Below are 24,542 nucleotides of genomic sequence, written 5' to 3'. Positions count from 1 at the left end.
GCCACCCGGCAATTTCAGCGTTTATCCTTCAGGAAGCTCACCGCTTTATCCGGGAAATCCGTAAACAGTCCGTCCACGCCCGCCTGGTTATATAACACCTCATAAAGCTGATTCACATCCGTGGCATACGGCGGAAGCTGGTCTGCACGCACGGTGTACGGATGCACCTGCATCTTGCTGGCATGCGCCTCTTTCACCATCGCCGTCAGCTTCACGTGTCCCGGCGTTGAGCCTTCCGCCACCAGCATGTGGTAATCCGGCCCGATGCCGTCGGCGTACTGCGCAATCTGCTTCATCGCACCCGGCTTAAACATCCAGTCGTAGCTGTAGTTCACCCACTTGCCGTCCGGCTGCTTCTCCTGGGTTTCATTCCAGTCGGTATAGGCAATCAGCTGCACCAGATTGAGATCCATCCCCATCTTCGGCTCCAGCTCGGTTTTGATGCGCTTCAGCTCGGCGGCGTCAAAACACTGCAGGTAGACTTTGTCCTGCTTGCTGGTGTAGCCGTACTGTTTGAGCACCTCCAGCGTCTTCGCGGCAATGTCTTTCCCTTCCTGATGGTGGAACCATGGGGCTTTGATTTCCGGGTAGATGCCGATGTTTTTACCGGTGGAGTGGTTCAGTCCCTGAACAAACTCAATCTCTTCCTGGAAGGTATGGATCCGGAAGTCAGATTTGCCCATCGGGAAACGTCCCGGATAGACCTGCACCTTCTTGCCGTTTTCAATCTCGAAGCCTTCGGTGAACTTCAGGGAGCGGATCTCCGCCAGCGTGAAGTCAATGGCGTAGAAGCGGCCATCTTTGCGGGCGCGATCCGGGAAACGCTCTGCTACGTCCGTCACGCGGTCAAGATAATGGTCGTGCAGGACGACCAGCTGGTCGTCCTTCGTCATCACCAGATCCTGCTCCAGGTAATCCGCCCCCTGCGCATAGGCCATCGCTTTTGCCGGCAGCGTATGCTCCGGCAGATAGCCGCTCGCACCTCGGTGGGCAATAACGATTTTATCCGCCGCCAGCGCGGAGCCTGTCATCAGGCCCGCCAGCAGCAAGCCGGTTGCTAACTGAGTTAATTTCATCGCAAAGCTCCTTATTGACGACGCGCCAGCACTTCCGCGTGGTGACGTTTTTCACCGATCATCACAACAACCAGCAGCAGTACCGCCAGCACGCTGCCGCCGATCATCACCATAAAGCCGCCGTCCCAGCCGAAGAAGTCAACGGTATAGCCCACGATGGCGCTCGCCGCGACCGAACCGCCGAGGTAGCCGAACAGGCCGGTAAAGCCCGCCGCCGTTCCCGCCGCTTTCTTCGGCGCCAGCTCCAGCGCGTGCAGACCGATCAGCATCACCGGACCGTAAATCAGGAAGCCGATGACGATCATACAGGCCATATCCACACCCGGATTTCCCGGCGGGTTGAGCCAGTACACTACCGTTGCGATAGTCACCAGGGTCATAAAGAAGACGCCCGTCGCACCGCGGTTACCCTTAAACACCTTGTCCGACATCCAGCCGCAAAGCAGCGTGCCTGGGATCCCGGCGTATTCATACAGGAAGTACGCCCAGGAGGATTTATCCAGCGCGAAGTGCTTCACCTCTTTCAGGTAGGTTGGCGACCAGTCGAGGATGCCGTAGCGCAGCAGGTAAACGAACACGTTGGCGACCGCGATGTACCACAGCAGCTTGTTCGGCAGGACGTACTTCATGAAGATCTGTTTTGCGGTCAGCTCCTCTTCGTGCTCCTTGCTGTAATCATCCGGATAGTCGTTTTTGTACTCTTCAATCGGCGGCAGGCCGCAGGACTGCGGCGTATCGCGCATCAGGGCGAAAGCAATAATCGCCACCAGAATGGCACCAAAGGCAGGCATGTAGAGCGCCGCGTGCCAGTCGTTGAACCAGGCCATCCCCAGCAGGAACAGCAGCGGCGGAATACCGCCGCCCACGTTATGGGCGCAGTTCCACACCGACACGATGCCGCCGCGCTCTTTCTGCGACCACCAGTGCACCATGGTGCGTCCGCACGGCGGCCACCCCATTCCCTGGAACCAGCCGCAGAGAAACAGCAGCACGAACATGATGGCAATGCTGGAGGTTGCCCATGGCACAAAGCCCATAAACAGCATCACCGCTGCCGCCAGGATCAGACCGGCAGGCAGGAACACGCGCGGATTCGAGCGATCCGACACGGAACCCATGATGAATTTGGAAAAACCGTAGGCGATGGATATCCCTGACAGCGCGAACCCCAGATCGCCGCGGGAGAAGCCCTGCTCCACCAGATACGGCATGGCGAGCGCGAAGTTTTTACGTACAAGGTAGTACGCCGCATACCCGAAGAAGATCCCCAGGAAGATTTGCCAACGCAGACGGCGATAGAGCGGATCTATTTCTGCCTCTGGCAGACGCGCCCTGTGGGGCGCAGGTTTGAAGATACTGAGCATAACAGCCTCCGTGGCCTTGAAATGAATGAGCAGGTGGCTCGCACCTGAATTCCAGAGGCGGGGATGTTAAGAAATCACGGTGATTGTTACTGTGAATCAACGCACAGATTGTTACAGAAATATGACAGAATGCGCAAAAAAGCGCATGAAATCACGTTTCACTTTCGAATTCCGCGCGTTTATGTTCGAAATCAAACAAACCACAAAATTACTATGGCTAAATGATAAAAAACGAACATAGAGGGTAAACAATGACCAGTCACGATCCTCGTTATAGTGATGTGATAATCATTGGTGGTGGCGCAACCGGCGCCGGGATCGCGCGCGATTGCGCCCTTCGCGGCTTAAGCGTTACGCTTCTGGAACGCCATGATATCGCCACGGGCGCAACCGGACGGAACCACGGCCTGCTGCACAGCGGCGCCCGGTATGCGGTCACCGACGCGGAATCCGCGCGCGAATGTATTGCTGAAAACCAGATCCTCAAGCGTATCGCACGCCACTGCATTGAGCCGACCGACGGCATCTTTATTACCCTTCCCGAAGATGACCTCGCCTTTCAGGAGACCTTTATTACCGCCTGCACTGCCGCGGGCATTCAGGCGGAGGCCATGGATCCGGCGCTGGCGCGGCGGCTGGAACCGTCGGTCAACCCGGCGCTTATTGGCGCGGTTAAAGTCCCTGACGGTACCGTCGATCCGTTTCGCCTGACCGCCGCCAACATGCTGGACGCCCGTGAGCATGGCGCACGCATTCTGACCGGACATGAAGTGACCGGGCTTATTCGCGAAGGTCATCGCATCTGTGGGGTGCGGGTGTTTGATACGCAGTACAACGAGCACGGCGAGCTGTATGCCGCCGTAGTGGTCAACGCGGCGGGGATCTGGGGCCAGCGTATTGCGGAATACGCGGACCTGTCGGTGCGCATGTTCCCGGCGAAAGGCTCGCTGCTGATCCTCGACCACCGCATCAATAACCACGTGATTAACCGCTGCCGCAAGCCGTCTGACGCCGATATCCTCGTCCCGGGCGATACCATTTCGTTAATCGGTACGACTTCAACGCACGTGGACTACAGCGAGATAGACTACAACCGCGTGACCGCCGAAGAGGTCGACATCCTGCTGCGCGAAGGGGAAAAACTGGCCCCGGTGATGGCCCAGACGCGCATTCTGCGCGCCTACGCGGGCGTGCGTCCACTGGTCGCCAGCGACAACGACCCGAGCGGACGGAACGTCAGCCGGGGCATCGTGCTGCTCGATCACGCCGCGCGCGACGGCATGGACGGGTTTATCACCATCACCGGCGGCAAGCTGATGACCTATCGCCTGATGGCCGAGTGGGCGACCGATGCCGTCTGCCGCAAGCTCGGAAATACCGAGCCGTGCGTCACGGCAGAACAGCCGCTGCCGGGATCGCGTCAGTCCACCGAAAAAACGCTGCAGAAAATCATCTCCCTGCCCGCGCCGCTGCGCGGGTCCGCGGTATACCGCCACGGCGACAGAACGCCACCGTGGCTTGGTGAAGGAAGATTGAGCCGCAGCCTGGTGTGCGAGTGCGAAGCCGTGACGGCCGGTGAGGTGCAGTACGCGGTGGAGAACCTGACGGTCAACAGCCTGCTCGATCTCCGCCGCCGCACCCGCGTCGGAATGGGGACCTGTCAGGGCGAACTGTGCGCCTGCCGTGCTGCGGGGCTGCTGCAGCGTTTTCATACCACCACCGCCACCCAGTCGCTCGATCAGCTCAGCGCGTTTTTAAACGAGCGCTGGAAAGGCATTCAGCCTGTCGCCTGGGGCGATGCCCTGCGTGAAAGTGAATTTACCCGCTGGGTCTACCAGGGGCTTTGCGGTCTGGAGAAGGAGCAACACGATGAAATTTGATACCGTGATTGTCGGCGGCGGGCTGGCGGGCCTGCTCTGCGGCATTAAGCTCACGAAGCAGGGGCTGCGCTGCGCCATTATCACCCGGGGGCAGAGCGCCCTGCACTTCTCGTCGGGCTCGCTGGATCTGGTGGACGAAGCGTACCGCGATAAGCTGCCGCCGGAGCACCCTTATCACCTGGTTGGCGCACAGCATATTGACCGCTTTGCGCTGGAAACCGAAGCGCTGCTGGCGGAGTGCGGCGCGCGTCTGCAGGGCAGCGCCAGGTTCAATCACCAGCGCGTTACGCCGCTCGGCACCCTGCGTTCCGCCTGGCTCAGCCCGGAGGAAGTGCCCGTTGCCCCCATTCGCGCGGGACGCGTGCGGGTGGTAGGGATTAGCGGCTTTCTGGATTTTCAGCCCCATCTCGCGGCGGCGTCACTTTGTCGCCAGGGCGTTAACGCCGAAACGGCAGAGATAGAGCTGCCTGAGCTTGATGTCCTGCGCGATAACCCGAGCGAATTTCGCGCGGTGAATATCGCCCGTTTTCTGGATAACGAGGACAAATGGCCGCTGCTGTATGAGGCGCTCAGCCCGCTTGCGGCAGGATGCGATGCGCTATTGATGCCCACGTGCTTTGGCCTGAACGACAACCGACTCTGGCGCTGGCTCTCAGACCGTCTGCCCTGCACGCTCGGTTTGTTGCCCACGCTGCCCCCGTCTGTCCCCGGCATTCGCCTGCATACCCAGCTCCAGCGTAAGTTTGTTGCGCAGGGTGGCGTCTGGATGGCAGGTGATGAAGTGAAAAAAATCACCCTGACAGACGGCGCGGTGAGCGAAATCTGGACGCGCAGCCACGACGATATTCCGCTTCGCGCCCGCTATACGGTGCTGGCAAGCGGCAGCTTCTTCAGCAACGGGCTGCTGAGCAGCCGGGAGGGCATCCGGGAAGCCATTATGGGGCTGGATGTTCGCCAGCGAGCCTCCCGCGCGGACTGGTATCAGAGTGATTTCTTCTCGCCGCAGCCCTGGCAGCAGTTCGGCGTGATTGTCGATAACCACCTGCATCCGCAGCTTGCCGGTAAGCCCGTCTGTAATCTCTTTGCCATCGGCTCGCTGCTGGGCGGGTACGATCCCATTACCCAGGGATGCGGTGGCGGAGTCTGCGCCGTCACGGCGCTGTATGTGGCAGAGCAGATTAGCCAGCGCACGGAGGCTGAACAATGAACGATACCCGTTTTGAAAGCTGCATCAAATGCACGGTGTGTACCACCGTCTGCCCGGTCAGCGGCGTGAACCCACGCTATCCCGGGCCAAAGCAGGCCGGGCCGGACGGCGAGCGTCTGCGCCTGAAGGACGGCAAGCTGTACGATGAAGCGCTGAAATACTGCATCAACTGCAAACGCTGCGAAGTCGCCTGCCCGTCGGATGTGAAAATCGGCAATATTATCCAGCGCGCCCGGGCGCGCTACAGCACGCAAAAGCCGTCGCTGCGGGACGCGATTCTGAGCCACACCGATCTGATGGGCAGCGTCTCGACGCCGTTTGCCCCGCTGGTGAATGCCGCGACCGCTCTCAAGCCGGTGCGCCAGCTGCTGGATGCCACGCTGAAGATAGACCATCACCGCAGCCTGCCAAAATATTCTCACGGCACCTTCCGCCGCTGGTATAAATCCGTGGCGGCGGAGCAGGCGCAGTACGCCGAGCAGGTGGCTTTTTTCCACGGCTGCTACGTGAATTACAACCACCCGCAGCTGGGTAAAGATCTGCTGAAGGTGCTGAACGCCATGGGAACGGGCGTTCAGCTACTGAATAAAGAAAAGTGCTGCGGCGTGCCGCTGATTGCCAACGGGTTTACCGATAAAGCACGCAGGCAGGCTCAAAGCAATGTCACCTCCCTGCGCGAGGCGATTGTCGAGAAAGGCATACCGGTATTGGCGACCTCATCCACCTGCACCTTCACCCTGCGCGACGAGTATCCGCATCTGCTGGATGTGGATAACACCGGCCTGCGCGAGCACATCGAGCTGGCGACGCGCTTCCTGTGGCGCAAGCTGGACAGAGGACAGACGTTGCCGCTGGGGAAATTACCCCTGAAAGTGGTGTACCACACGCCGTGTCATATGGAAAAAATGGGCTGGTCACTCTATACGCTTGAGCTGCTGCGGTTAATTCCGGGGCTGGAGCTGACGGTGCTGGACTCACGCTGCTGCGGGATTGCGGGAACCTACGGCTTTAAGCGTGAAAACTACGAAACGTCGCAGGCGATTGGCGCTCCGCTGTTCCGTCAGATTGAGGAGAGCGGCGCGGATATCGTGGTGACGGACTGCGAAACCTGCAAGTGGCAGATTGAGATGTCCACCAGCAAGCGCTGCGAGCATCCGATTACGCTGCTGGCAAAGGCGCTCGGGTGAACATGGCCGGGGCGAAAGGCCCCGGCACAGGCGTTACTCCACGAACAGCGACTCAACCACGTTAATCCAGCCGTGCTCGCTGGCCACCTCTTTGCCATTCAGCCAGCGGCGCAGCATGTTCAGCGCCATCATGGCGCACACCTCCTGACGCACCGCCAGGCTGTGGCGGGTAATGCTCATTTTTACCCGCAGGGCGTGGGTGCCCTCAGGCGTCGCCAGCGCGAAGTTGAGGTATTCCTCATCCAGCCCGCCGACAAACAGCGCCAGACCGGCAAAATGCTTCACCCTTCTCTCGGACGCCCAGCGGGCGGTCTGCGCCAGAGTCTCCTGCTGGAACGGCACCACTTCGCTGGCCAGCAGCGGCGCGTTGACGCGCGACAGCTGCAGCGCCAGCAGGCCACCGGTGAACTGCTCGCTTAAGGTCACGCTCAGCTGGCGCGACTGCAGATGCTTCGCAATCTGCGCCGGTAGCCCTTCCGTGCCTTCAAAGATCAGGCTTTCACCCGCTACGCGCTGCACCTCAGGCCACAGCGCCAGCATCGCCTCTTTCTGGGTGGCCGGTCCGGTCAGCTTGAGCTCAATGATCGGCATGGAGGATCGATAGCCCATAGACACGCCCGGCGGGAGTGAGAGGTGATCGAGGCTCTGAGCCAGATCGCTTTCCGAACGACCAAAAGTGGTCAGACGCAGGCACAGCGGGGGTTCCGGCAGGGTAAAACGCTGGCGAAGGCGCGGCAGGATCTGCTGCTCGACCATCACTTTAAATTCTGAGGGCACGCCCGGCGTGAAGAACATCAGGCAGCGGTTCAGCTGCATGGCAAACCCGCACGCGGTACCGACCGGGTTATCGACCAGTTCAGCACTGGCGGGAATTTCAGCCTGTTTGCGGTTGCTGGGGGCCATGACGCGACCACGTTCGGAGAAAAAACGCGCCATCTGCGAGAGCCACGCCTCATGCAGCACCAGCCCTTCGCCTTTTGCGGTCGCGGCGGCCAGGGCACTGAGATCGTCACTGGTGGGGCCGAGCCCGCCGTTCACAATCAGCACGTCGCACTGTTCACTGCGCTCGCGCAGAACAGCGACCAGTGACTCAAGATTGTCGCCCACCGTATTGCGGCGCGTTAACGGTAATCCTTGCTCAAAGAAAAGATCGGCCAGCCAGGCAGCATTGGTATCAATAATTTGTCCATGCAGCACTTCGTCGCCGGTGGATAACATCTCCACGTTAATCATTGTGTTCTCCCGCTTATTTGGTCAAAACACTATAGCGCAAACGCGGGGTGGAGAAGAGGAGAAACTGGCGCGACAGCATGCCGCGCCGGAGAGATTAGAAGCCTGCGCTAACGCCCACGTACGGACCGTCGGCCAGCGCGTTGTCGCGGTTACCGTCTTTGCCGGCCAGGTTCAGATAGCGATAGCCTGCTTCGATGGTGATTGGACGCATGATGGTCCAGCGCGCGCCGGCGTTGGCTTCCTCATAGCTGTCGATACCGCTTGAGAGGGAATCTGGAGAGTAATAGTACTCGCCAAACAGGCCGAAGCTGTCGCCAATTTTCCACTGCAGGCCGCCGCCCACTGCCACCGCATATCCTTCGTCACCGTCATTTGGGTTGGTATAGATACCTTTACCGCCGACGGTCGCCAGGAACGGGCCCAGAGGAATGTTGAGGCCCAGGCCGAGGCTTGCCGCGTCGCCGTCGTCATCGTTATGCGTCCAGCCGCCGGTCATCGCCAGACCGGATGTCTCGGTACCCATGCCGAAGCCCAGGTGGGTATAATCCTGACCCGCCGAGCCGTTAATGCTAATGGCGTTCGCCGCCGCAGATACAACCATCAGGCCGAAGCCCAGTAATGCCACTTTTTTCATTGTCGTGATCCCGCACAATTTTTATAGAGAAGCCCCAAAACCGCGAGATTTTAACCTGGGTCTTCCGGGGATCAAGCACTCTGCGTGCGGCCGGCCAGTAGATTGTAACTATTTGAAACGGCTATTATCCCTTCAGCGTTGCGTTAACCCACTCCTGCAGCGCGCGACGCGAAACTTTAATGCCGCCATTTTTGAGTTCGGTCGGCAAAAGCAGCCAGCGGACGGGTTGCTCAAAACGCGCCACCTTGTCCCTGACCCAGTCGGGTAAAGTGGTGATATCCGTTCCCGGCTCGCACTCCACCACCGCCACCGGACGTTGCCCGAACTCAGCGTCGTCCAGCGGAACGATAAACACCTGGTTAACCTGCGGGTGCGTGGCGATAACGCGCTCGAGCGATTCCGGCTGGATCCCTTCTCCGCCGCTAAAAAAGAGGTTATCCATGCGGCCGAGGATCGTCAGACGGCCGTCATGCCATTCGCCGCGATCGCGGGTGGCGAACCATCCCTGCGCGTTGGTCAGCGGAATCAGTTCGCCATCCCGCCAGTAGCCTGAGGCCATGCTTTGCGCCCTGATCCAGACTTCACCGTTAACGACCTGCACCTCTCTGCCCGGCAGCGCACGGCCCACGTCCGGCTCGCCGTCGGCCTCTTTCGCACAGACGGTTGAGGCAAACTCGGTCAGACCGTAGCCGCAGAAGGTGCGTATATCCTGCTCTCGCGCCTGTTCGGTCAATTCCACAGGGATGGCCGCCCCGCCCAGCAGCACCGCTTTCAGTGCGACAGGCTGGTGGGCATTAAGCAGACGCCAGAGCTGGGTTGGCACGAGCGAGGCGTGGGTGCAGCCGCACAGCGCCTGCTCCAGAGGCTGTTTCTCGCGCACGGTTAACCGCGCGCCGGCCTGCAGCCAGCGCCATAAAATCCCCTGGCCGGAAACGTGAAACAGCGGCAGCGAAAGCAGCCAGTCGTCATCTTCACCGTAGCGCATCAGCGACAAAACGCCGCGCGCGCTGGCAAGATGGGCCTCGCAGGTATGGACCGCCGCTTTCGGCAGTCCGGTGGAGCCTGAGGTCAGCGTCATGGAGGCCAGCCGCGCCGGTTGCCACGCAGCGCAATACGCATCGGCGGTCTCGCGCATGCTCAGGGCAGGAAGGCCGTCGTAGCTGCCGTCCAGCACCAGCGCAAAGCGCAGCGTCATCTGCGGGAGCAGCACGTCCAGCAGCGGGCGCGGCAGCTGCGGATTAACGGGAAGAATACGCGCCCCGCACTGGAGCAGCGCCAGCCACGCCAGCAGGGTGTGCGGGTGGTTATGGGCCAGCAGCAGCACGCCGTCGCCCTCCTCCACGCCCTGACGGTGAAAGCCCGTCGCAAGGCTGTCGATGCGCGCGCACAGCTGTTGCCAGCTGAGCACCTCGTCGTTCAGCCTCAGAGCCGGTTTATCGGCAAATTGCGCACGCCAGTGCCGCCACGGCCAGTCGGTAAAACTCATCGCAACGGCTCCAGCGCCGCGACGTCGAGGCACGGCAGCGCGCTGTCCGGCCACGGGCGAAGAAGCTGAGCCTGCATCAGGTTCAGCGTGTCGAGGCCGGGGACCGTGTCAGGCGTTAACCAGGCGGCAATGCGCGCCAGCTGGGTTAGCCCAAGGCTGGACTCAATTGACGAGCTGATGACCGCCGTCAGCCCTAAGGCGTGCGCCGCCGCGACCTGCTCGCGCACTTTCGCCAGGCTGCCGGTCAGCGTCGGTTTAATCACCACCGCGCTGACGCCGGGCTCGGCAGCAAATTCAAAATCGGCCTCGCGCAGGCTTTCATCCCAGGCGATGGCAATCCCCGTTTCACGGGCAAACGCGCGTGAATCGTCGCGGGTTTTGCACGGCTCTTCGAGGAAGGCAATGCGGCTGCGGTACGCCGGATTGACGTACTTTGCAAACTGCTGCGCCTTAAGCGGCGTCCAGGCACGGTTGGCGTCCAGACGCAGATGCAGATCGGGGATCGCCTCCAGCAGCAGGTTGGCGACCATGCCGTCACGCACCGCTTCATAAAGCCCGACTTTGATTTTCGCGACCTTCTCGCCCGGCATAGCGGAGAGCTGCGCGAACAGCTCGTCCGGATCGCCCGTACAGAGCGGTGCCGCGCGGTAATTCCCGGCTTCTGGCAAGCTGCCGTCCAGCTCCGCCAGCGCGCAGCTGATACCAAAGGCCGCGGAAGGGACGTCCGGCAGCGCCGGATCCGCCCCCTCGCGCCACGCGTCCGCCCACGCCAGCAAGGCCGCCCGCGCGTCATCCAGCGACTCGAGGCTAAAGCCCGGCAGAGGCGAAATCTCGCCCCAGCCTTCCCGCTCGCCCTGCTGCAGATGCACGAAGAAGCCGTCACGGGTTTTTAACCGCCGTTCACGCAGCACCACGCCCGCGTCCATCGGTATCTGCCAGCGGTAAACCTGCGCGCGACGCATTACGGATTCCGTTTGTATTTGCTGAAGTCTGGCTGGCGTTTTTCGTTAAACGCGTTGCGCCCTTCCTGACCCTCTTCGGTCATGTAGAACAGCATGGTGGCGTTGCCCGCCAGCTCCTGCAGACCCGCCTGACCGTCGCAGTCGGCGTTGAGTGCCGCTTTCAGGCAGCGCAGCGCCATCGGGCTGTTTTGCAGCATTTCGCGACACCAGCGTACGGTCTCTTTTTCGAGATCGGCAAGCGGCACCACGGTATTCACCAGGCCCATATCCAGCGCTTCCTGCGCGTTGTACTGACGGCACAGGAACCAGATTTCACGGGCTTTTTTCTGCCCGACGATGCGCGCCATGTAGGAGGCACCCCAGCCGCCGTCGAAAGATCCCACTTTCGGGCCGGTCTGGCCGAAGATGGCGTTTTCAGCGGCAATGGTCAGGTCGCACATCATGTGCAGCACGTGGCCACCGCCGATGGAGTAGCCCGCCACCATCGCCACCACCGGTTTTGGACAGGTGCGGATCTGACGCTGGAAATCGAGGACGTTCAGGTGGTGCGTCCCCGCATCGTCCTGGTATCCGCCGTAGTCGCCGCGCACTTTCTGATCGCCACCGGAGCAGAACGCTTTCTCGCCTTCGCCGGTCAGGACAATCACGCCGATGTTGTCGTCATAGCGCGCATCCGCCAGGGCCTGAATCATCTCTTTCACGGTCAGCGGACGGAAGGCGTTACGCACCTGCGGGCGGTTGATGGTGATTTTGGCAATACCGTCGGTGGATTTGTGGTAACGAATGTCGGTGTAGCCTTCGGAGCAGTCCTGCCATTCAACCGGGGCGTAAAGCATGTGTTCATCAGGATAGATCATAGAGTGTCCTTTATTCGAAGACGCAGTATCTGAGCCAGACTCGCGGCAACCGCGTCGGGGTTTTCACGGTGGGCGTTGTGTCCGGCGTTGGGAATTGCATGGCAAACGGCGTTCAGCTCCGCAGCAAGGGCCGTAAACTTCTCATCACGTTCGCCATAGAGATAATCAAAAGTGAAATCACGTGCGCTGAGCGCGGTACGCAGGTCGGGCTGCACGGCCAGCGACGTCGCCTCGAGCATCATCGCCAGCGCCGCGCCGTTGTTCTGGCTGCGCAGGGTAATCAGCGCGTCGCGCTGGGCGTCCGTCAGGGAGGCAAACACGGGCTGTTGGTACCAGTCAGCGAACACCTTATCCAGCGGTTCGCTGCGAAAACGCGTCGCCCAGCGGCGGTCTGATGCCAGCCGCGCCTGTCGCGCATCGGCATCCTGCAGGCCCGGATGGCCGCCTTCTACCGTCACACCCAACAGCCCCTTCGGCTGCTGGCAGGCATGGAACATCGCAATGCGGCCGCCGAGGGAGTACCCGACGAGCCAGAATTTCAGTATGTTGTAACTAATCAGAGTTCGGGTAAGCAACGCGCTCATCTCGTCGAAGCCCGTCACGCCAAGATTCCGGGATCCGCCGTGTCCCGGCAGATCCAGATACAGCCTGGGGTAATCGCAAAGCCGCTCACCAACACCCTGCCACTCGCGGCAATCGCCGGAAAAACCGTGCAAAAAGACCAGCCAGGGATAGCCTGGTTTTCCAGCCTGCTGCACGCCCGAGAGGATCACAGCTGGCTCACCTGCGCCAGCAGGCTTTGCAGGGCCTGCGCACCGTCAGCCTCGTTAACTACCAGCTCAATCAGCGTCGCGCCGGGCTGCTTCCAGGCGGTGCTTAACGCCGCATCCAGCTGTTCCCAGCTTTCCGGGCGATGGTATTTCAGGCTGAACATTGCCGCGGCGTGTTCGAACTGCACGTTCTGCGGCATCAGATAGAAGCGCTCGCGCTCGCTCTGCGGCGTGGGCAGCAGGGAGAAAATCTGCCCGCCGTTGTTGTTAACCACGATCAGCACAAACGGGGCAGACGCCTGACGCAGCAGCGCCAGCGCGTTGAGATCGTAAAGCGCGGAGAGATCCCCCACGATGGCCAGCGTCGATTTTGCGCTGGCGCGCTGCACGCCCGCCGCCGTCGAGATCAGCCCGTCGATGCCGCTGGCGCCACGGTTGCTGTACACCGGGTAGCCCGCGGGCAGCTGCGAAAAGGCGTCAATCAGCCGCACGACCAGGCTGTTGCCGACAAACAGCTGCCCCTGCTCGGGCAGGTACTGGCGAATACGGTGCGCCAGCCCGGCCTCGCTGAACGCTTCACAGCGCGCATGGGTCAATTCCCACGCCTGGCGCGACAGGTCCGGGAGGGTAACCGCCCAGGGTTTGCGTTTTTCAGCCGGATGGAGCGCCAGCCAGGCGTCGATACGGCTGATCAGACGACGACCGCGGTGGTGCGCCGGATCAAGACGCCCTTCCAGCGCGTCCACCAGCCAGTATTCGTCCGGTGTGCAGGTGGCCTGCCACTGCAGTAATCTTTTGCCGGTTAAACTCGATCCAAGCTGGACCACAATTTGCGCCTGCGACAGCTCGGTGACCGCTTTGGCATTACCCAGCCAGAGATCCGCGCACGGCAGCGGCTGCCCGGTCTGGGAAAGCACGTCGCCGATCAGCGGCCAGCCCAGGGTTTGCGCCCATTCGGCGACCAGCTTGCCTTCGGCAGCGCTTATGTGCCCGGCGATAACCACGCCGCGCTTCTGCCGCCAGAAGAACCAGTCGCGCTGCTTCGCGCTCTCAAGGTGCGTCTGCTCGCGCAGCCACGGTTTCTCACTCCCCCACCAGTCACCGAGGGACTGCTGCCAGTCAAGACCCGTATCGTCCAGCTCGCCGTACAGCGGCTCGGCAAACGGGCAGTTGATATGCAGCGCCCCGCCGCGCAGCGTTTCCATGGCGTGATCGACGGTGGAGACCAGCCAGCTTGCCGGAATATCCTGGGTGGGCCGGGGCAGCGAAATCGTCTGCGAAGGATGCGAAGAAAAGAGTCCCGGCTGACGGATGGCCTGATTGGCGCCGCAGTCGATAAGCTCAGGGGGACGATCGGCCGTCAGTAAGATCAGTTTTTCACCGGTTAACCCGGCTTCAATCAGGGCCGGATAGAGGTTCGCCACGGCGGTACCGGAGGTGACGATCACCGCCACGGGTTCTTTGCTGACCTTCGCCAGACCGAGCGCAAGATGACCGAGGCCGCGCTCATCAAAGTGGGTGTGGTGAATCAACGCCCGGTTTTCGGCGGCCGCCAGCGTCAGCGGCGTTGAGCGAGAACCCGGTGCAATACACACGTGCCTGACGCCGTGGCGCGTCAGGGCTTCAAGGATCACCGCCGCCCAGCGTCGGTTAAAAGAACTTACTGACATGAGATTGTCCGGTATCAAGAATGCGACACAGTATAAATAATAGAAAAAATTGGAATTTTGATGTGAATCGGGATTGCGCGATTCAGTATTAATCCCTTAGGAGCAGAGAGCGCAATCCGGCCGCTTTGTTTTCAATCTCCTGCCACTCCTGCTCCGGGTCAGATCCGCTGACAATACCCGCTCCGGCGTAAAGCCGCAGAGCGTCTTCCTGTACGCGCGCCGAGCGCAACGCCACGCAGAACTCACTCTGGTCAGGCGATAAATACCCGGCCGAACCGGCGTACCACTCGCGGTTAAAGGGCTCAACCTTCTGAATAAACTCGCGCGCAGGCTGTCGCGGCAAACCGGCAACGGCCGCCGTCGGCTGTAGCATATGCAGACACTGCTCGTCGTCGGCCTGTTTGAGCTCGGTCCAGATACAGCGGCGCAAATGCTGCACCTTACGCAGGCGCACCACCTGGGGGGGCAGTACCTCAAGCGTCCGCGTGTAGTGCTGAAGACGCTGACAGATATCCTCCACGACCAGCATATTTTCGCGCTGGTTTTTATCGTCATTCAGCAGCCACTCGCCCAGACGCTGCGCCTTTTTATCATCGGTATGGCTGGCGACGGTGCCCGCCAGCGCTTCGGTGCGCAGCAGCGTGCCGCGTCGCCGCCAGAGACGCTCGGGCGTCGAGCCGAGAAACGCGTTGCTGGCGTCGAATACCATGCAGAAGTGATAGCAATGTAAATTGAGGGCGCGGCTGGCCGCCATCAGCGCGACGGGGTTAATGCGCTGTGTAAACTGAAGATCGGTGGCCCTCGCAAGGACAACCTTTTCAAAATCACCGCGCGCGATGGTTTCGGTCGCCCTGCGGACAAGTCTCAGCCATTCGGCCCGTTGAGGCTGATGGTTTTCGTGCTCAACCTGAACGGCCAGCGGGCGGATAGGCCTGGCTGGCTGGAGCCGCTGTAAAAAATCCCGCGCGGCATGGGCATCTTCCTGAAGTGAATAATCGCTCCACAGCTGCAGACGCAGCGTAGCGGTGCCGGCGGTACGTCGCCAGAGCAGTCGCGGTAAAAAGAGGCTGCCCTGCTCCGGATTAAAGGCGTTCAGGCCGCAGATGCGAGTATCACCTGCCGCGTTTTGCTCGCGCAAAAACTGCGTGGCTAACGCCAGAGAGGAAAAGGTGATAACCGCCCCCAGCGCGGCCAGCTCTTCATCGCCGTTACGCTGCTGCCAGTAAAACTGCGGATAGCACTGCTGCGCCCCAAGCCAGGCGAGAGGGTCGAAGGCATCGTTTAACGGGAAAGAGACGTCGAAATGACGTATGCCGGGCGTTGCGGGTAACGCTTGCGAAAGCTGGGTACGCAATTGCTCCAGCGCGAGGAAAATCGAATTCACGCGAACCTCTCCCTGTTAAAACCTCGTATTATACGGGGTACTGACCATAAATAGCAGTACCCACGTATAGGGAGTGGTTAAGCGGCTTAACGACGGGCTAAGAGCAGCCCCAGTACCAGGCCGACGGCAGCACCTACTCCAATGCCCTGCCACGGTTTTTCATGCACGTAATCATCGGCACGATACACCGCTTTTTTGGCGCGGTAGTAGTAGGTATCAGACGCATGGCTGACGCGGTTTTTCACTTCATGCAGCGCCTGCTCGGCGCGGGCTTTTAGCTCAATATATTTCTGATCGGCAGGGTCGCCCGAGGAGCGTAACACCTCTTCCAGCGTTTCGCTCAGTAAGGCCAGGTCGTCGTCGATACGGGTATCCCAGGATTGAAATGACATATTTTTCTCCATGTTAGTACACCAGTTCGCTAACTATAGCCAACGACTCGCCATTACGCCTGCTTCGCTTCCCGCGCCATGCCGATGTGGGGAATGCCGTCTTCATCATACACCTCGGTGACCGGCACGAAACCAAAGTGGCCGTAGAAGGACTGCAGGTGCGCCTGCGCGCCCAGGTATAACGCCTTGTTCGGCCACTGTTTCTGGCATGCCTCCAGCGTTTTATCCATCAGCTGATAGCCCAGTTTTTCACCGCGTGCTTTGCCGCTGATGATGACCCGACCAATCACGACAGGCTCGAATTCGTCCTCGCTTTTCAGAATCCTCGCATACGCCACCAGCTCGTTTTCCCGCCAGCCAAGAATATGGCGGTTCTCGCCGACGAGATCGTCGCCGTCGATGTCCTGATACGGGCAGATCTGTTCAACCACGAACACTTCGCAGCGCAGTTTCAGCAGGGCGTAAAGTGAATGAACGGTGAGGTCACTATGGTGTAAATCTTGCCACTGGATCATGTCAGTCTCCTTCCTGGGGTTCATCACGTTATACTAAACCCCTCCCCGTTCAGCAAAGGGCTGATTGCGTTATGGAACTGATTTTTCTGGGTACGTCCGCGGGCGTGCCAACCCGCTCACGGAATGTGACGGCGATACTGCTGGATCTTAAACACCCCACCCGCGGCGGGCTGTGGCTGTTTGACTGTGGTGAAGGGACGCAGCATCAGCTCCTACACACCGCTTATCACCCCGGCAAGCTGGATAAAATTTTTATCACCCATCTGCATGGCGACCATCTGTTTGGCCTTCCCGGCCTGCTGTGCAGCCGCTCGATGGCCGGTAACGCCAACCCGCTGACGATTTACGGGCCTGCGGGTATTCGTGAATTTGTTGAAACCACGCTGCGCCTGAGCGGGTCGTGGACGGATTATCCGCTGGAGGTCGTTGAGATTAGCGAAGGCCTGGTTTTCGATGACGGTGATTATAAGGTGAGCGCTCAGCCGCTGAATCATCCCGTTGAGTGCTATGGCTATCGCATTGAAGCGCATGACAAACCCGGCGCGCTGGACGCCGCCGCGCTAATGGCCGATGGCGTAAAACCCGGGCCGCTGTTCCAGCGCCTGAAGCACGGCGAGACAGTCACGCTGGAGGACGGGCGCATCATCAATGGGCAGGATTATCTCGCCGCACCGCAGCCCGGCAAGAAGCTGGCGATCTTTGGCGACACGGCCCCGTGCCGGGCGGCGCTCACGCTTGCCCAGGGCGTGGACGTGATGGTGCATGAAGCGACGCTTGAAACGGCGATGGAAGAGAAAGCCAACGGCCGGGGTCATAGCTCCACGCGTCAGGCGGCGCAGCTAGCCCGTGACGCGGGCGTCGGGAGGCTCATCATCACCCACGTCAGCTCGCGCTACGACGCGCGGGGCTGTGAAAAGCTGCTGGAAGAGTGCCGCGCGCTGTTCCCGGAATGTGAGCTGGCCGAAGATTTCGCTCAGGTCAGCGTTTAGTCCTTCATTTTTCCCTCAGGATGCCGATAACGATTAAAAGGTCAGCATTTCTCTCGAGGGTAGAATGGATAATTTCCAGAAAGATATTGATGACAGGGCGAATCTGACCCTGTCGAACCGTTTTGAACTGTTGCTGTTCCGTCTTGGCACCTCTCTTAACGAAAATAAATCTGAGCTGTTTGGCATTAACGTCTTTAAGCTGCGTGAAATTGTGCCGATGCCGGAGTTCACGAAACCCGCCGGGATGAAATCACCGCTGATGGGAATGGTGAATATCCGCGATCAGGTGATCCCGGTGATTGACCTGGCCGCCGTGGCGGGCTGTAAGCCCACCACCGGGCTGAATATCCTGCTGATCACCGAATATGCGCGCAGCGTGCAGGCGTTTGCCGTGGAGTCGGTTGAGAACATCATGCGTCTGGACTGGAAGCAGGTGCACGCGGCGGAAACCGCCGTCAGCGGTCGCTATATCACCAGCATTGCCTGCCTGGATGAGAAAACGGATACCAACGATCTGGCGATGGTGCTGGACGTTGAGCAGATCCTGTATGACATCACCCCGGCCAACCACGATCTGCACGCCACCAATCTGAAGACCACCAAATTCCATATCAAGCCGGGCGCGGTCGCGATTGTGGCGGAAGATTCCAAAGTGGCGCGTTCGATGCTGGAGAAAGGTCTGCAGGCGATGGAGATCCCAGCGCAGCTGCACATCACCGGCAAAGACGCGTGGGAAAAAATTGGCGTGCTGGCCGCACAGGCGCAGGCTGAGGGCGTGCCGATCACCGATAAGATCGCGCTGGTGCTGACCGACCTCGAAATGCCGGAGATGGACGGTTTTACGCTGACGCGCAAAATCAAAACCGATCCGGTATTGAAGGATATTCCGGTGGTGATCCACTCTTCCCTTTCCGGCAACGCCAACGAAGACCATATTCGCAAGGTGAAGGCCGACGGGTACGTCGCGAAGTTTGAGCTGAACGAGCTGTCGTCGGTGATTGAGGAGGTGCTGGACCGCTCGATGAAGAAGATTGACGGGCCGTTGATTAGCCGTAAACAGCTGGCTTAGTCGGGTGGCGCTACGCTTACCCGACCTACAAAACCCGTAGGCCCTGCAAGCGTAGCGACGCTGGGCAATAAAAAACCCGCCGAGGCGGGTTTTTGTTTTTACATTAATGGCATCGCGCGCTGCACGATATCAATCAGCGGTTGCGGATAGATACCGAAGATCAGCACCAGCAGCGCGGAGATGAGTACCACGATACCACCAGCGCTGTACTGCCAGTTGCCTGGAGCATCACGATTGAGCTGCTGAGGTGCGCTCAGGTACAGGCTCACGGCCACGCGCAGGTAGTAGTAGAGACCAATCGCGGAGCCGATCACCACGCCCGCGGTCAGCCACCACAGGTGCGCCTGCACACCGACGGCCAGCACGTAGAACTTACCGATAAAGCCAAGCGTCATCGGAATACCGGCCAGAGAGAGCATCATCACGGTCATTACGGCGGACAGGATCGGACGGTGCCAGAACAGACCACGGTAAGAGAACAGTGAATCGGCATCCGGACCACGGTACGGGCTGGACATCAGGCTCACCACGCCGAAGGCGCCGAGGCTGCTGAACAGGTAGCCGGCCAGATAGACGCCCACGGCTTCCATCGACATCTCACCGCTCTGCAGCGCAATCAGCGCCACCATCAGGTAGCCCAGATGAGAGATAGACGAGTAGCCCAGCAGACGCTTGATATTGGTCTGGCTCAGCGCCATCAGGTTACCGAAGATGATGGAGACGAACGCGATGATGCCCAGCACCACGCGAACCGCTTCGCTGTCTCCCACCGGCGCGTACAGGAACAGACGCATCACCACCCCGAAGATGGCGATTTTGCTCGCCGTCGCCAGGAAGGTCGACACCGGAGCCGGTGCACCCTGGTAGACGTCTGGCGTCCACAGGTGGAACGGGACCAGAGAGAGTTTGAAGCCAAGGCCAACAATCATCATGCCCAGACCCGCCAGCAGCAGCGGCTCATGCAGCATGCCGTCACCGAGGCTCTTGCCGAGCGCCATAAAGGAGAGGTTACCGGACTGTGCGTACACCAGCGCAATACCAAACAGCAGGAACGAGGACGCCGCCGCAGACAGGATGGTGTACTTGATGCTTGCTTCCAGCGAGCGCTTCTGGCGGAAGGCGTAACCAATCAGACCGAACAGCGGCAGAGAGATCAGCTCAATGCCGAGGAACAGCGCGGCCAGGTGGTTCGCATTCGCCAGCAGAATGCCGCCCAGCGCGGCAATCAGAACCAGCAGGTAAAACTCTTCTTTGTTGTCGTTGTAGCCTTCAAGCCACGGGTACGCAAAGGTACAGGTTGCCAGGCTCGCCAGCAGCACCAGACCGGTATACAGCATGGCGTAACCGTCAACGCGCATCAGCGGGGTGACGTCCATCGCCCCACCCTGGCCAACAAACCAGAGTGAGACTAACGCGGCGTTCAGGCCGATGACCGACAGCGTGGCATTCAGGAAGTGATTGCGTCGCCACGCAATGGAGAGCATCACAACCACCACCGTCAATCCGACGATCAGCAGCGGTAGCAGCGCGATCAGTTGTTGTGGAGTTATTGTCATGGCGAATTACGGCCTTGTAGTAGAAACAGAATTAACAAACCACTGCTGGATATTGCCCATCGCGCTGTGCGAGGTATCCAGAATCGGCTGCGGGAAGAAGCCCAGCAGCACCAGCAGTACGACCAGCAGCAGGATGATGAACAGCTCACGCAGCGACATCCCCGGCAGTTCTTGTGCAGCAATTTCGCTCTTCGCTTTACCGAAGTAAGCGCGGTGCAGCATCGCCAGCGAATAGACGGAAGCGAACACCAGACCAAAGGTGGAGATCACGGTAATCACCGGTACCACTTTGAAGCTGCCGAACAGAATCATAAATTCGCCGACGAAGTTACCGGTGCCCGGCATCCCCAGAGTCGCCACCGCGAAGAACATGGAGAGCGCTGGCAGCCACTTAATTTTGCTCCACAGGCCGCCCATCATACGCATGTCGCGGGTGTGCAGACGTTCATACAGCTGGCCGCACAGGATGAAGAGGCCGGCTGCGGACAGACCGTGCGCAATCATCTGGATCACCGCCCCCTGGTACGCCAGCTGGCTGCCGGTGTAGATAGCAATCAGCACGAATCCCATGTGGGAAACGGAGGTGTAGGCAATCAGACGCTTGATGTCGTACTGGGTGAAGGCCATCCAGGCACCGTAGAAGATACCGATCACACCCAGCCACATGGCAATCGGTGCGAATTCTGCGGAGGCGTTCGGGAACAGCGGCAGAGCGAAACGCAGCAGACCGTAGGCCGCCGTTTTCAGCAAGATGCCCGCCAGGTCAACGGAACCCGCCGTTGGCGCCTGAGAGTGCGCGTCTGGCAGCCAGCCGTGCAGCGGAACCACCGGCATTTTCACCGCGAAGGCGATGAAGAAGCCCAGCATCAGCAGATATTCCACGCCGTGCGACATTGGGGTCTTCAGCAGGTCTTCGTAGTTGAAGGTCCAGGTGCCGGTCGCGTTGTGGTGAACAAACACCAGCGCCAGAATGGCAATCAACATCACCAGACCACTCGCCTGGGTATAGATGAAGAACTTGGTTGCCGCCGTGATACGCGTTTTACCGTCGGACGCCTTGTGGCCCCACAGCGCGATCAGGAAGTACATCGGCACCAGCATCATCTCCCAGAAGAAGAAGAACAGGAACATGTCGATGGCAAGGAACACGCCGATCACGCCGCCCAGGATCCACATCAGGTTCAGGTGGAAGAAGCCCTGGTATTTTTCGATTTCACGCCAGGAGCAGAGTACCGCCAGAACGCCGAGCAGGCCGGTCAACACCACCATCAGCAGTGAGAGACCGTCAATCGCCAGGTGGATCGTAATGCCGAAACGTGGGATCCACGGCAGGATGAACTCAGACTGCCACTGCGGAATGCCCGCAGACTGGGTCAGTGAGTAACCGCCCTGCAACCACAGTTGCAGGCCAAGCGCGAGCGTCAATCCCATGGTGATCAGCGCGATCCAGCGCGGCATCTTCACGCCAAAGCGTTCAGTCTGCCAGCACAGGAAGCCGCCGATGAAGGGAATTAATATTAGCCAGGGTAGTAACATGGCGATTTACATTCCTTTTTAAGGCCCCCAGCAGGGGCCTGATTTTCAACGAATTCGAATAAAATTCACTTAACGATCAACGCAACACCATCAGCAGCGCCAGCACGACAACCGCACCGATGCTCATGGACGCCACATACCAGCGCAGGTAACCGTTCTCGCTGTACAGCAGGCCTTTGCCTGCAAAGCGGGAAAGGATCGCCGGGATATTCATCAGGCTGTTCAGCGGGTCGCGCTTCAGCAGCCACGCGATGCCCAGGAACGGCTTAACGAAGATCATGTCGTACAGCCAGTCGAAGCCCCACGCGTTGTACCACCAGGTGCCCAGCAGGCGGCCCGGCGCACTGTTGGCCACGGCAGTGACCAGCGTACGTTTGCCCAGCCACAGCCATGCCGCAATCAGGATGCCCGCGATAGCGACCACACCGGAGGTGATTTCAAGCGTCAGAACGCGACCGTGCTCAAGCTCGGTTGTCGCCGGCAGCACGCCCTGCAGCGGAGGCACAATCATCGCGCCAACGAAGGTGGACAGTACCAGCAGCACAATCAGCGGCAGGTGATGGGTAATCCCCTTCCCTGCGTGAGCGTGAATTTGTTCTTTACCGTGGAATACGATGAAAATCATACGGAAGGTATACAGGGAGGTCATGAACGCACCGACCAGACCCGCAACCATCAGATTGATATGACCATTCGCCATGGCACCCGCAAGGATTTCGTCCTTACTGAAGAAGCCCGCGGTGATCAACGGCAGTGCCGCCAGCGCCGCGCCGCCCACCAGGAAGCAGACATACACCAGCGGGATGGACTTACGCAGTCCGCCCATTTTGAAGATGTTCTGCTCGTGATGGCAGGCCAGAATCACCGAACCGGATGAGAGGAACAGCAGCGCTTTAAAGAACGCGTGCGTCATCAGGTGGAAAATGGCCGCGTCCCAGGCCTGAACGCCCAGCGCGAGGAACATGTAACCAATCTGACTCATGGTGGAATACGCAAGTACGCGCTTGATGTCGGTCTGCACCAACGCGGCAAAGCCTGCCAGCACCAGCGTGACCGCACCTACGATACCCACCAGGTGCAGAATTTCCGGAGTCATCAGGAACAGGCCATGGGTACGCGCAATCAGGTAAACACCGGCGGTAACCATGGTCGCAGCGTGGATCAGCGCGGAGACAGGGGTTGGACCCGCCATCGCGTCGGCCAGCCATGTCTGCAACGGCAGCTGCGCGGATTTACCCACGGCACCACCCAGCAGCATCAGCGTTGCCCACCACAGCATGTTGTTGCCTGCGGCGAAGTGCGCTGGCGCCAGTTCAACCATTTCGCGGAAGTTCAGCGTGCCCAGTTCGTTGTAAAGAATGAACAGCGCGAAAGCGAGGAAGACGTCACCCACGCGGGTCACGACGAACGCTTTCATGGCCGCTGCGCCATTCTTCGGATCGGTATAGTAGAAACCGATCAGCAGGTAAGAACACAGACCCACGCCTTCCCAGCCCAGATACATCAGCAGCAGGTTATCGGCCAGGACCAGAACCACCATGCTGGCGATAAACAGGTTGGTGTAGGCGAAGAAGCGGGAGTAACCCTCTTCACCGCGCATATACCAGGAGGCGAACATGTGGATCAGGAAGCCGACGCCGGTGACCACGGAGAGCATAGTCAGGGAGAGACCATCCAGCACCAGGTTGAAACCGATGTTGAAATCACCGACCGACATCCAGGTCCACAGCGGCACGCTGAAAGGCTGACGCCCGTTGTTAAAGAAGTCGATACCCGCATACGCTGTCACCAGCGCGGCCAGGCCAACAGAGCCCATGCCGACGGTTGCAGACAGATTCTCAGACCAGCGGCCACGAGAAAACGCCAGCAGCACGAAGCCAATCAGCGGAAAAATAATGGTTAAGGCAAGCATGTTCATCCACGCAACTCACTTACTGAATCGATGTTCAGATTCTGGCGGCGACGATGGAGCTGCAGCAACAGCGCCAGGCCAATACTCGCTTCGGCAGCCGCAAGGCTGATGGCGAGAATGTACATCACCTGACCATCGGTCTGGCCCCAGTAGCTTCCGGCGACCACGAAGGCCAGCGCGGAGGCGTTAATCATGATTTCCAGCCCGATCAGCATAAACAGCAGATTGCGGCGGATAACCAGACCAGTCAGACCCAGAACGAATAAAATCGCAGCGAGGATCAGTCCATGTGTTAAGGGGATCATGCGCGCTCCTCCGTTTTTCTTTTCGCGCGGTCGTCAGTGCGGTTGCTCAGCACCTCGCCAGCACGCTCTTCGCGGCCAACGTGGAAGGCCACAACCAGACCTGCCAGCAGCAGCATGGAGGCCAGTTCAACCGCCAGAACGTATGGGCCAAAGAGCGTAATACCGACCTCTTTAGCGCCAATCGGCGTGCCGTCGATGCCCTGATCGTTAACACCCAGAATGGCGTACACGATCACCACCAGCATGATGGCCGACAAAATTGCCGGGCCGATCCACACCTGCGGTTTTAACCACTGACGTTCCTGCTCGATTTCAGAGCCGCCCAGGTTCAGCATCATCACGACGAACACGAACAGCACCATGATGGCCCCGGCGTAGACGATGATTTCCAGCGCACCGGCGAAGTGCGCGCCCAGTGCGAAGAACACCCCGGAAATGGCCAGCAGCGAGATGATTAAGTACAGCAGCGCATGCACCGGGTTGGTGTGCGTGATCACTCGCAGCGTAGCCAGGATGGCGATAAGGCCACAGATATAAAAAGCGAATTCCATTGCCCTC

At 59.7% G+C, this 24,542-nt stretch carries 22 protein-coding genes; 5 read left to right on the top strand and 17 right to left on the bottom strand.

Features of this window, described 5'->3' with window-relative positions; translation table 11 throughout:
* Positions 1–14 precede the first annotated feature (14 nt).
* Positions 15–1,076: a glycerophosphodiester phosphodiesterase gene (glpQ, locus tag AA74_RS0120280; protein ID WP_021241540.1), complete on the bottom strand. Its 1,062-nt coding sequence runs from the start codon at positions 1,074–1,076 to the stop codon at positions 15–17.
* A gap of 11 nt (positions 1,077–1,087) precedes the next feature.
* Positions 1,088–2,440 (bottom strand): glycerol-3-phosphate transporter, encoded by a 1,353-nt coding sequence (glpT, locus tag AA74_RS0120275; protein ID WP_025913159.1) that lies wholly within the window; start codon positions 2,438–2,440, stop codon positions 1,088–1,090.
* Positions 2,441–2,691: 251 nt separating this feature from the next.
* Between glpT and glpA the strand changes: the two genes are divergently transcribed.
* Genes glpA through glpC form a run of 3 tightly spaced genes read left to right on the top strand, consistent with a single transcriptional unit; the run spans position 2,692 to position 6,714 of the window.
* Positions 2,692–4,320 (top strand): anaerobic glycerol-3-phosphate dehydrogenase subunit A, encoded by a 1,629-nt coding sequence (gene glpA / locus AA74_RS0120270; RefSeq protein WP_025913158.1) that lies wholly within the window; start codon positions 2,692–2,694, stop codon positions 4,318–4,320.
* The gene (gene glpB, locus AA74_RS0120265; protein ID WP_025913157.1) at positions 4,310–5,527 is read left to right on the top strand and encodes a glycerol-3-phosphate dehydrogenase subunit GlpB; all 1,218 of its coding nucleotides are present in this window, start codon (positions 4,310–4,312) and stop codon (positions 5,525–5,527) included. Before glpA ends, glpB begins: the two co-directional genes overlap by 11 nt.
* A complete protein-coding gene (glpC, locus tag AA74_RS0120260; RefSeq protein WP_025913155.1) occupies positions 5,524–6,714 on the top strand; it encodes an anaerobic glycerol-3-phosphate dehydrogenase subunit GlpC in 1,191 nt (396 codons plus the stop codon). Before glpB ends, glpC begins: the two co-directional genes overlap by 4 nt.
* A 33-nt stretch (positions 6,715–6,747) precedes the next feature.
* Here the strand turns inward: glpC and AA74_RS0120255 are convergent, their stop codons facing one another.
* The 10 genes from AA74_RS0120255 to AA74_RS0120210 all read right to left on the bottom strand — a co-directional run bounded on the left by AA74_RS0120255 (position 6,748) and on the right by AA74_RS0120210 (position 16,617).
* The gene (locus tag AA74_RS0120255; protein WP_021241545.1) at positions 6,748–7,947 is read right to left on the bottom strand and encodes a nicotinamide mononucleotide deamidase-related protein YfaY; all 1,200 of its coding nucleotides are present in this window, start codon (positions 7,945–7,947) and stop codon (positions 6,748–6,750) included.
* A gap of 94 nt (positions 7,948–8,041) precedes the next feature.
* Positions 8,042–8,581 (bottom strand): YfaZ family outer membrane protein, encoded by a 540-nt coding sequence (locus AA74_RS0120250; RefSeq protein ID WP_025913153.1) that lies wholly within the window; start codon positions 8,579–8,581, stop codon positions 8,042–8,044.
* 124 nt (positions 8,582–8,705) lie between these two features.
* A complete protein-coding gene (gene menE / locus AA74_RS0120245; RefSeq protein WP_025913152.1) occupies positions 8,706–10,067 on the bottom strand; it encodes an o-succinylbenzoate--CoA ligase in 1,362 nt (453 codons plus the stop codon).
* Positions 10,064–11,029 (bottom strand): o-succinylbenzoate synthase, encoded by a 966-nt coding sequence (gene menC, locus AA74_RS0120240; RefSeq protein ID WP_025913150.1) that lies wholly within the window; start codon positions 11,027–11,029, stop codon positions 10,064–10,066. The genes menE and menC overlap by 4 nt, the downstream gene beginning before the upstream one ends.
* Complete coding sequence (menB, locus tag AA74_RS0120235; protein WP_008500223.1) at positions 11,029–11,886, bottom strand: 1,4-dihydroxy-2-naphthoyl-CoA synthase; 858 nt, start codon at positions 11,884–11,886, stop codon at positions 11,029–11,031. Before menB ends, menC begins: the two co-directional genes overlap by 1 nt.
* Positions 11,883–12,659 (bottom strand): 2-succinyl-6-hydroxy-2,4-cyclohexadiene-1-carboxylate synthase, encoded by a 777-nt coding sequence (gene menH / locus AA74_RS0120230; protein WP_025913149.1) that lies wholly within the window; start codon positions 12,657–12,659, stop codon positions 11,883–11,885. Before menH ends, menB begins: the two co-directional genes overlap by 4 nt.
* Positions 12,656–14,326 (bottom strand): 2-succinyl-5-enolpyruvyl-6-hydroxy-3-cyclohexene-1-carboxylic-acid synthase, encoded by a 1,671-nt coding sequence (menD, locus tag AA74_RS0120225; protein WP_025913148.1) that lies wholly within the window; start codon positions 14,324–14,326, stop codon positions 12,656–12,658. Before menD ends, menH begins: the two co-directional genes overlap by 4 nt.
* 88 nt (positions 14,327–14,414) lie before the next feature.
* Complete coding sequence (gene menF / locus AA74_RS0120220) at positions 14,415–15,710, bottom strand: isochorismate synthase MenF (protein ID WP_025913147.1); 1,296 nt, start codon at positions 15,708–15,710, stop codon at positions 14,415–14,417.
* Between the two features lie 86 nt (positions 15,711–15,796).
* The gene (gene elaB, locus AA74_RS0120215; protein ID WP_008500219.1) at positions 15,797–16,102 is read right to left on the bottom strand and encodes a stress response protein ElaB; all 306 of its coding nucleotides are present in this window, start codon (positions 16,100–16,102) and stop codon (positions 15,797–15,799) included.
* A gap of 53 nt (positions 16,103–16,155) precedes the next feature.
* Positions 16,156–16,617: a GNAT family N-acetyltransferase gene (locus AA74_RS0120210; protein WP_008500218.1), complete on the bottom strand. Its 462-nt coding sequence runs from the start codon at positions 16,615–16,617 to the stop codon at positions 16,156–16,158.
* Positions 16,618–16,688: 71 nt separating this feature from the next.
* On the opposite strand from AA74_RS0120210, the gene rbn reads away from it, so the two are divergent.
* Both rbn and AA74_RS0120200 read left to right on the top strand, forming a co-directional pair.
* Positions 16,689–17,606, top strand: a complete 918-nt coding sequence (gene rbn, locus AA74_RS0120205; RefSeq protein WP_025913146.1) for a ribonuclease BN — start codon at positions 16,689–16,691, stop codon at positions 17,604–17,606.
* Positions 17,607–17,670: 64 nt separating this feature from the next.
* Entirely contained in the window at positions 17,671–18,675 is a 1,005-nt protein-coding gene (locus AA74_RS0120200; RefSeq protein ID WP_023312530.1) for a chemotaxis protein, read from the top strand.
* 98 nt (positions 18,676–18,773) lie between these two features.
* Here the strand turns inward: AA74_RS0120200 and nuoN are convergent, their stop codons facing one another.
* The 5 genes from nuoN to nuoJ all read right to left on the bottom strand — a co-directional run bounded on the left by nuoN (position 18,774) and on the right by nuoJ (position 24,535).
* Positions 18,774–20,231, bottom strand: a complete 1,458-nt coding sequence (nuoN, locus tag AA74_RS0120195) for an NADH-quinone oxidoreductase subunit NuoN (RefSeq protein WP_008500215.1) — start codon at positions 20,229–20,231, stop codon at positions 18,774–18,776.
* A 6-nt stretch (positions 20,232–20,237) separates the two neighbouring features.
* The gene (gene nuoM / locus AA74_RS0120190; protein ID WP_008500214.1) at positions 20,238–21,767 is read right to left on the bottom strand and encodes an NADH-quinone oxidoreductase subunit M; all 1,530 of its coding nucleotides are present in this window, start codon (positions 21,765–21,767) and stop codon (positions 20,238–20,240) included.
* A gap of 76 nt (positions 21,768–21,843) precedes the next feature.
* A complete protein-coding gene (gene nuoL / locus AA74_RS0120185) occupies positions 21,844–23,685 on the bottom strand; it encodes an NADH-quinone oxidoreductase subunit L (protein ID WP_008500213.1) in 1,842 nt (613 codons plus the stop codon).
* Positions 23,682–23,984 (bottom strand): NADH-quinone oxidoreductase subunit NuoK, encoded by a 303-nt coding sequence (nuoK, locus tag AA74_RS0120180; protein WP_003861496.1) that lies wholly within the window; start codon positions 23,982–23,984, stop codon positions 23,682–23,684. The genes nuoL and nuoK overlap by 4 nt, the downstream gene beginning before the upstream one ends.
* The gene (nuoJ, locus tag AA74_RS0120175) at positions 23,981–24,535 is read right to left on the bottom strand and encodes an NADH-quinone oxidoreductase subunit J (protein ID WP_008500212.1); all 555 of its coding nucleotides are present in this window, start codon (positions 24,533–24,535) and stop codon (positions 23,981–23,983) included. The genes nuoK and nuoJ overlap by 4 nt, the downstream gene beginning before the upstream one ends.
* Positions 24,536–24,542: the final 7 nt, after the last annotated feature.

Origin of the sequence: Enterobacter sp. 5-4, assembly GCF_000612205.1 — a bacterium.
Classification (GTDB): Bacteria; Pseudomonadota; Gammaproteobacteria; order Enterobacterales; family Enterobacteriaceae; genus Enterobacter; species Enterobacter roggenkampii.
The sequence above is the reverse complement of the archived record's forward strand: the minus strand, read 5'-3'. Positions and strand labels throughout refer to the sequence as shown.

Excerpts from the sequence above, each read along its gene's own strand:
- glpQ (WP_021241540.1), bottom strand. The coding sequence starts at position 1,076 with ATGAAATTAACTCAGTTAGCAACCGGCTTGCTGCTGGCGGGCCTGATG.
- glpT (WP_025913159.1), bottom strand. The coding sequence starts at position 2,440 with ATGCTCAGTATCTTCAAACCTGCGCCCCACAGGGCGCGTCTGCCAGAG.
- glpA (WP_025913158.1), top strand. The coding sequence starts at position 2,692 with ATGACCAGTCACGATCCTCGTTATAGTGATGTGATAATCATTGGTGGT.
- glpB (WP_025913157.1), top strand. The coding sequence starts at position 4,310 with ATGAAATTTGATACCGTGATTGTCGGCGGCGGGCTGGCGGGCCTGCTC.
- glpC (WP_025913155.1), top strand. The coding sequence starts at position 5,524 with ATGAACGATACCCGTTTTGAAAGCTGCATCAAATGCACGGTGTGTACC.
- AA74_RS0120255 (WP_021241545.1), bottom strand. The coding sequence starts at position 7,947 with ATGATTAACGTGGAGATGTTATCCACCGGCGACGAAGTGCTGCATGGA.
- AA74_RS0120250 (WP_025913153.1), bottom strand. The coding sequence starts at position 8,581 with ATGAAAAAAGTGGCATTACTGGGCTTCGGCCTGATGGTTGTATCTGCG.
- menE (WP_025913152.1), bottom strand. The coding sequence starts at position 10,067 with ATGAGTTTTACCGACTGGCCGTGGCGGCACTGGCGTGCGCAATTTGCC.
- menC (WP_025913150.1), bottom strand. The coding sequence starts at position 11,029 with ATGCGTCGCGCGCAGGTTTACCGCTGGCAGATACCGATGGACGCGGGC.
- menB (WP_008500223.1), bottom strand. The coding sequence starts at position 11,886 with ATGATCTATCCTGATGAACACATGCTTTACGCCCCGGTTGAATGGCAG.
- menD (WP_025913148.1), bottom strand. The coding sequence starts at position 14,326 with ATGTCAGTAAGTTCTTTTAACCGACGCTGGGCGGCGGTGATCCTTGAA.
- elaB (WP_008500219.1), bottom strand. The coding sequence starts at position 16,102 with ATGTCATTTCAATCCTGGGATACCCGTATCGACGACGACCTGGCCTTA.
- AA74_RS0120210 (WP_008500218.1), bottom strand. The coding sequence starts at position 16,617 with ATGATCCAGTGGCAAGATTTACACCATAGTGACCTCACCGTTCATTCA.
- rbn (WP_025913146.1), top strand. The coding sequence starts at position 16,689 with ATGGAACTGATTTTTCTGGGTACGTCCGCGGGCGTGCCAACCCGCTCA.
- AA74_RS0120200 (WP_023312530.1), top strand. The coding sequence starts at position 17,671 with ATGGATAATTTCCAGAAAGATATTGATGACAGGGCGAATCTGACCCTG.
- nuoN (WP_008500215.1), bottom strand. The coding sequence starts at position 20,231 with ATGACAATAACTCCACAACAACTGATCGCGCTGCTACCGCTGCTGATC.
- nuoM (WP_008500214.1), bottom strand. The coding sequence starts at position 21,767 with ATGTTACTACCCTGGCTAATATTAATTCCCTTCATCGGCGGCTTCCTG.
- nuoL (WP_008500213.1), bottom strand. The coding sequence starts at position 23,685 with ATGAACATGCTTGCCTTAACCATTATTTTTCCGCTGATTGGCTTCGTG.
- nuoK (WP_003861496.1), bottom strand. The coding sequence starts at position 23,984 with ATGATCCCCTTAACACATGGACTGATCCTCGCTGCGATTTTATTCGTT.
- nuoJ (WP_008500212.1), bottom strand. The coding sequence starts at position 24,535 with ATGGAATTCGCTTTTTATATCTGTGGCCTTATCGCCATCCTGGCTACG.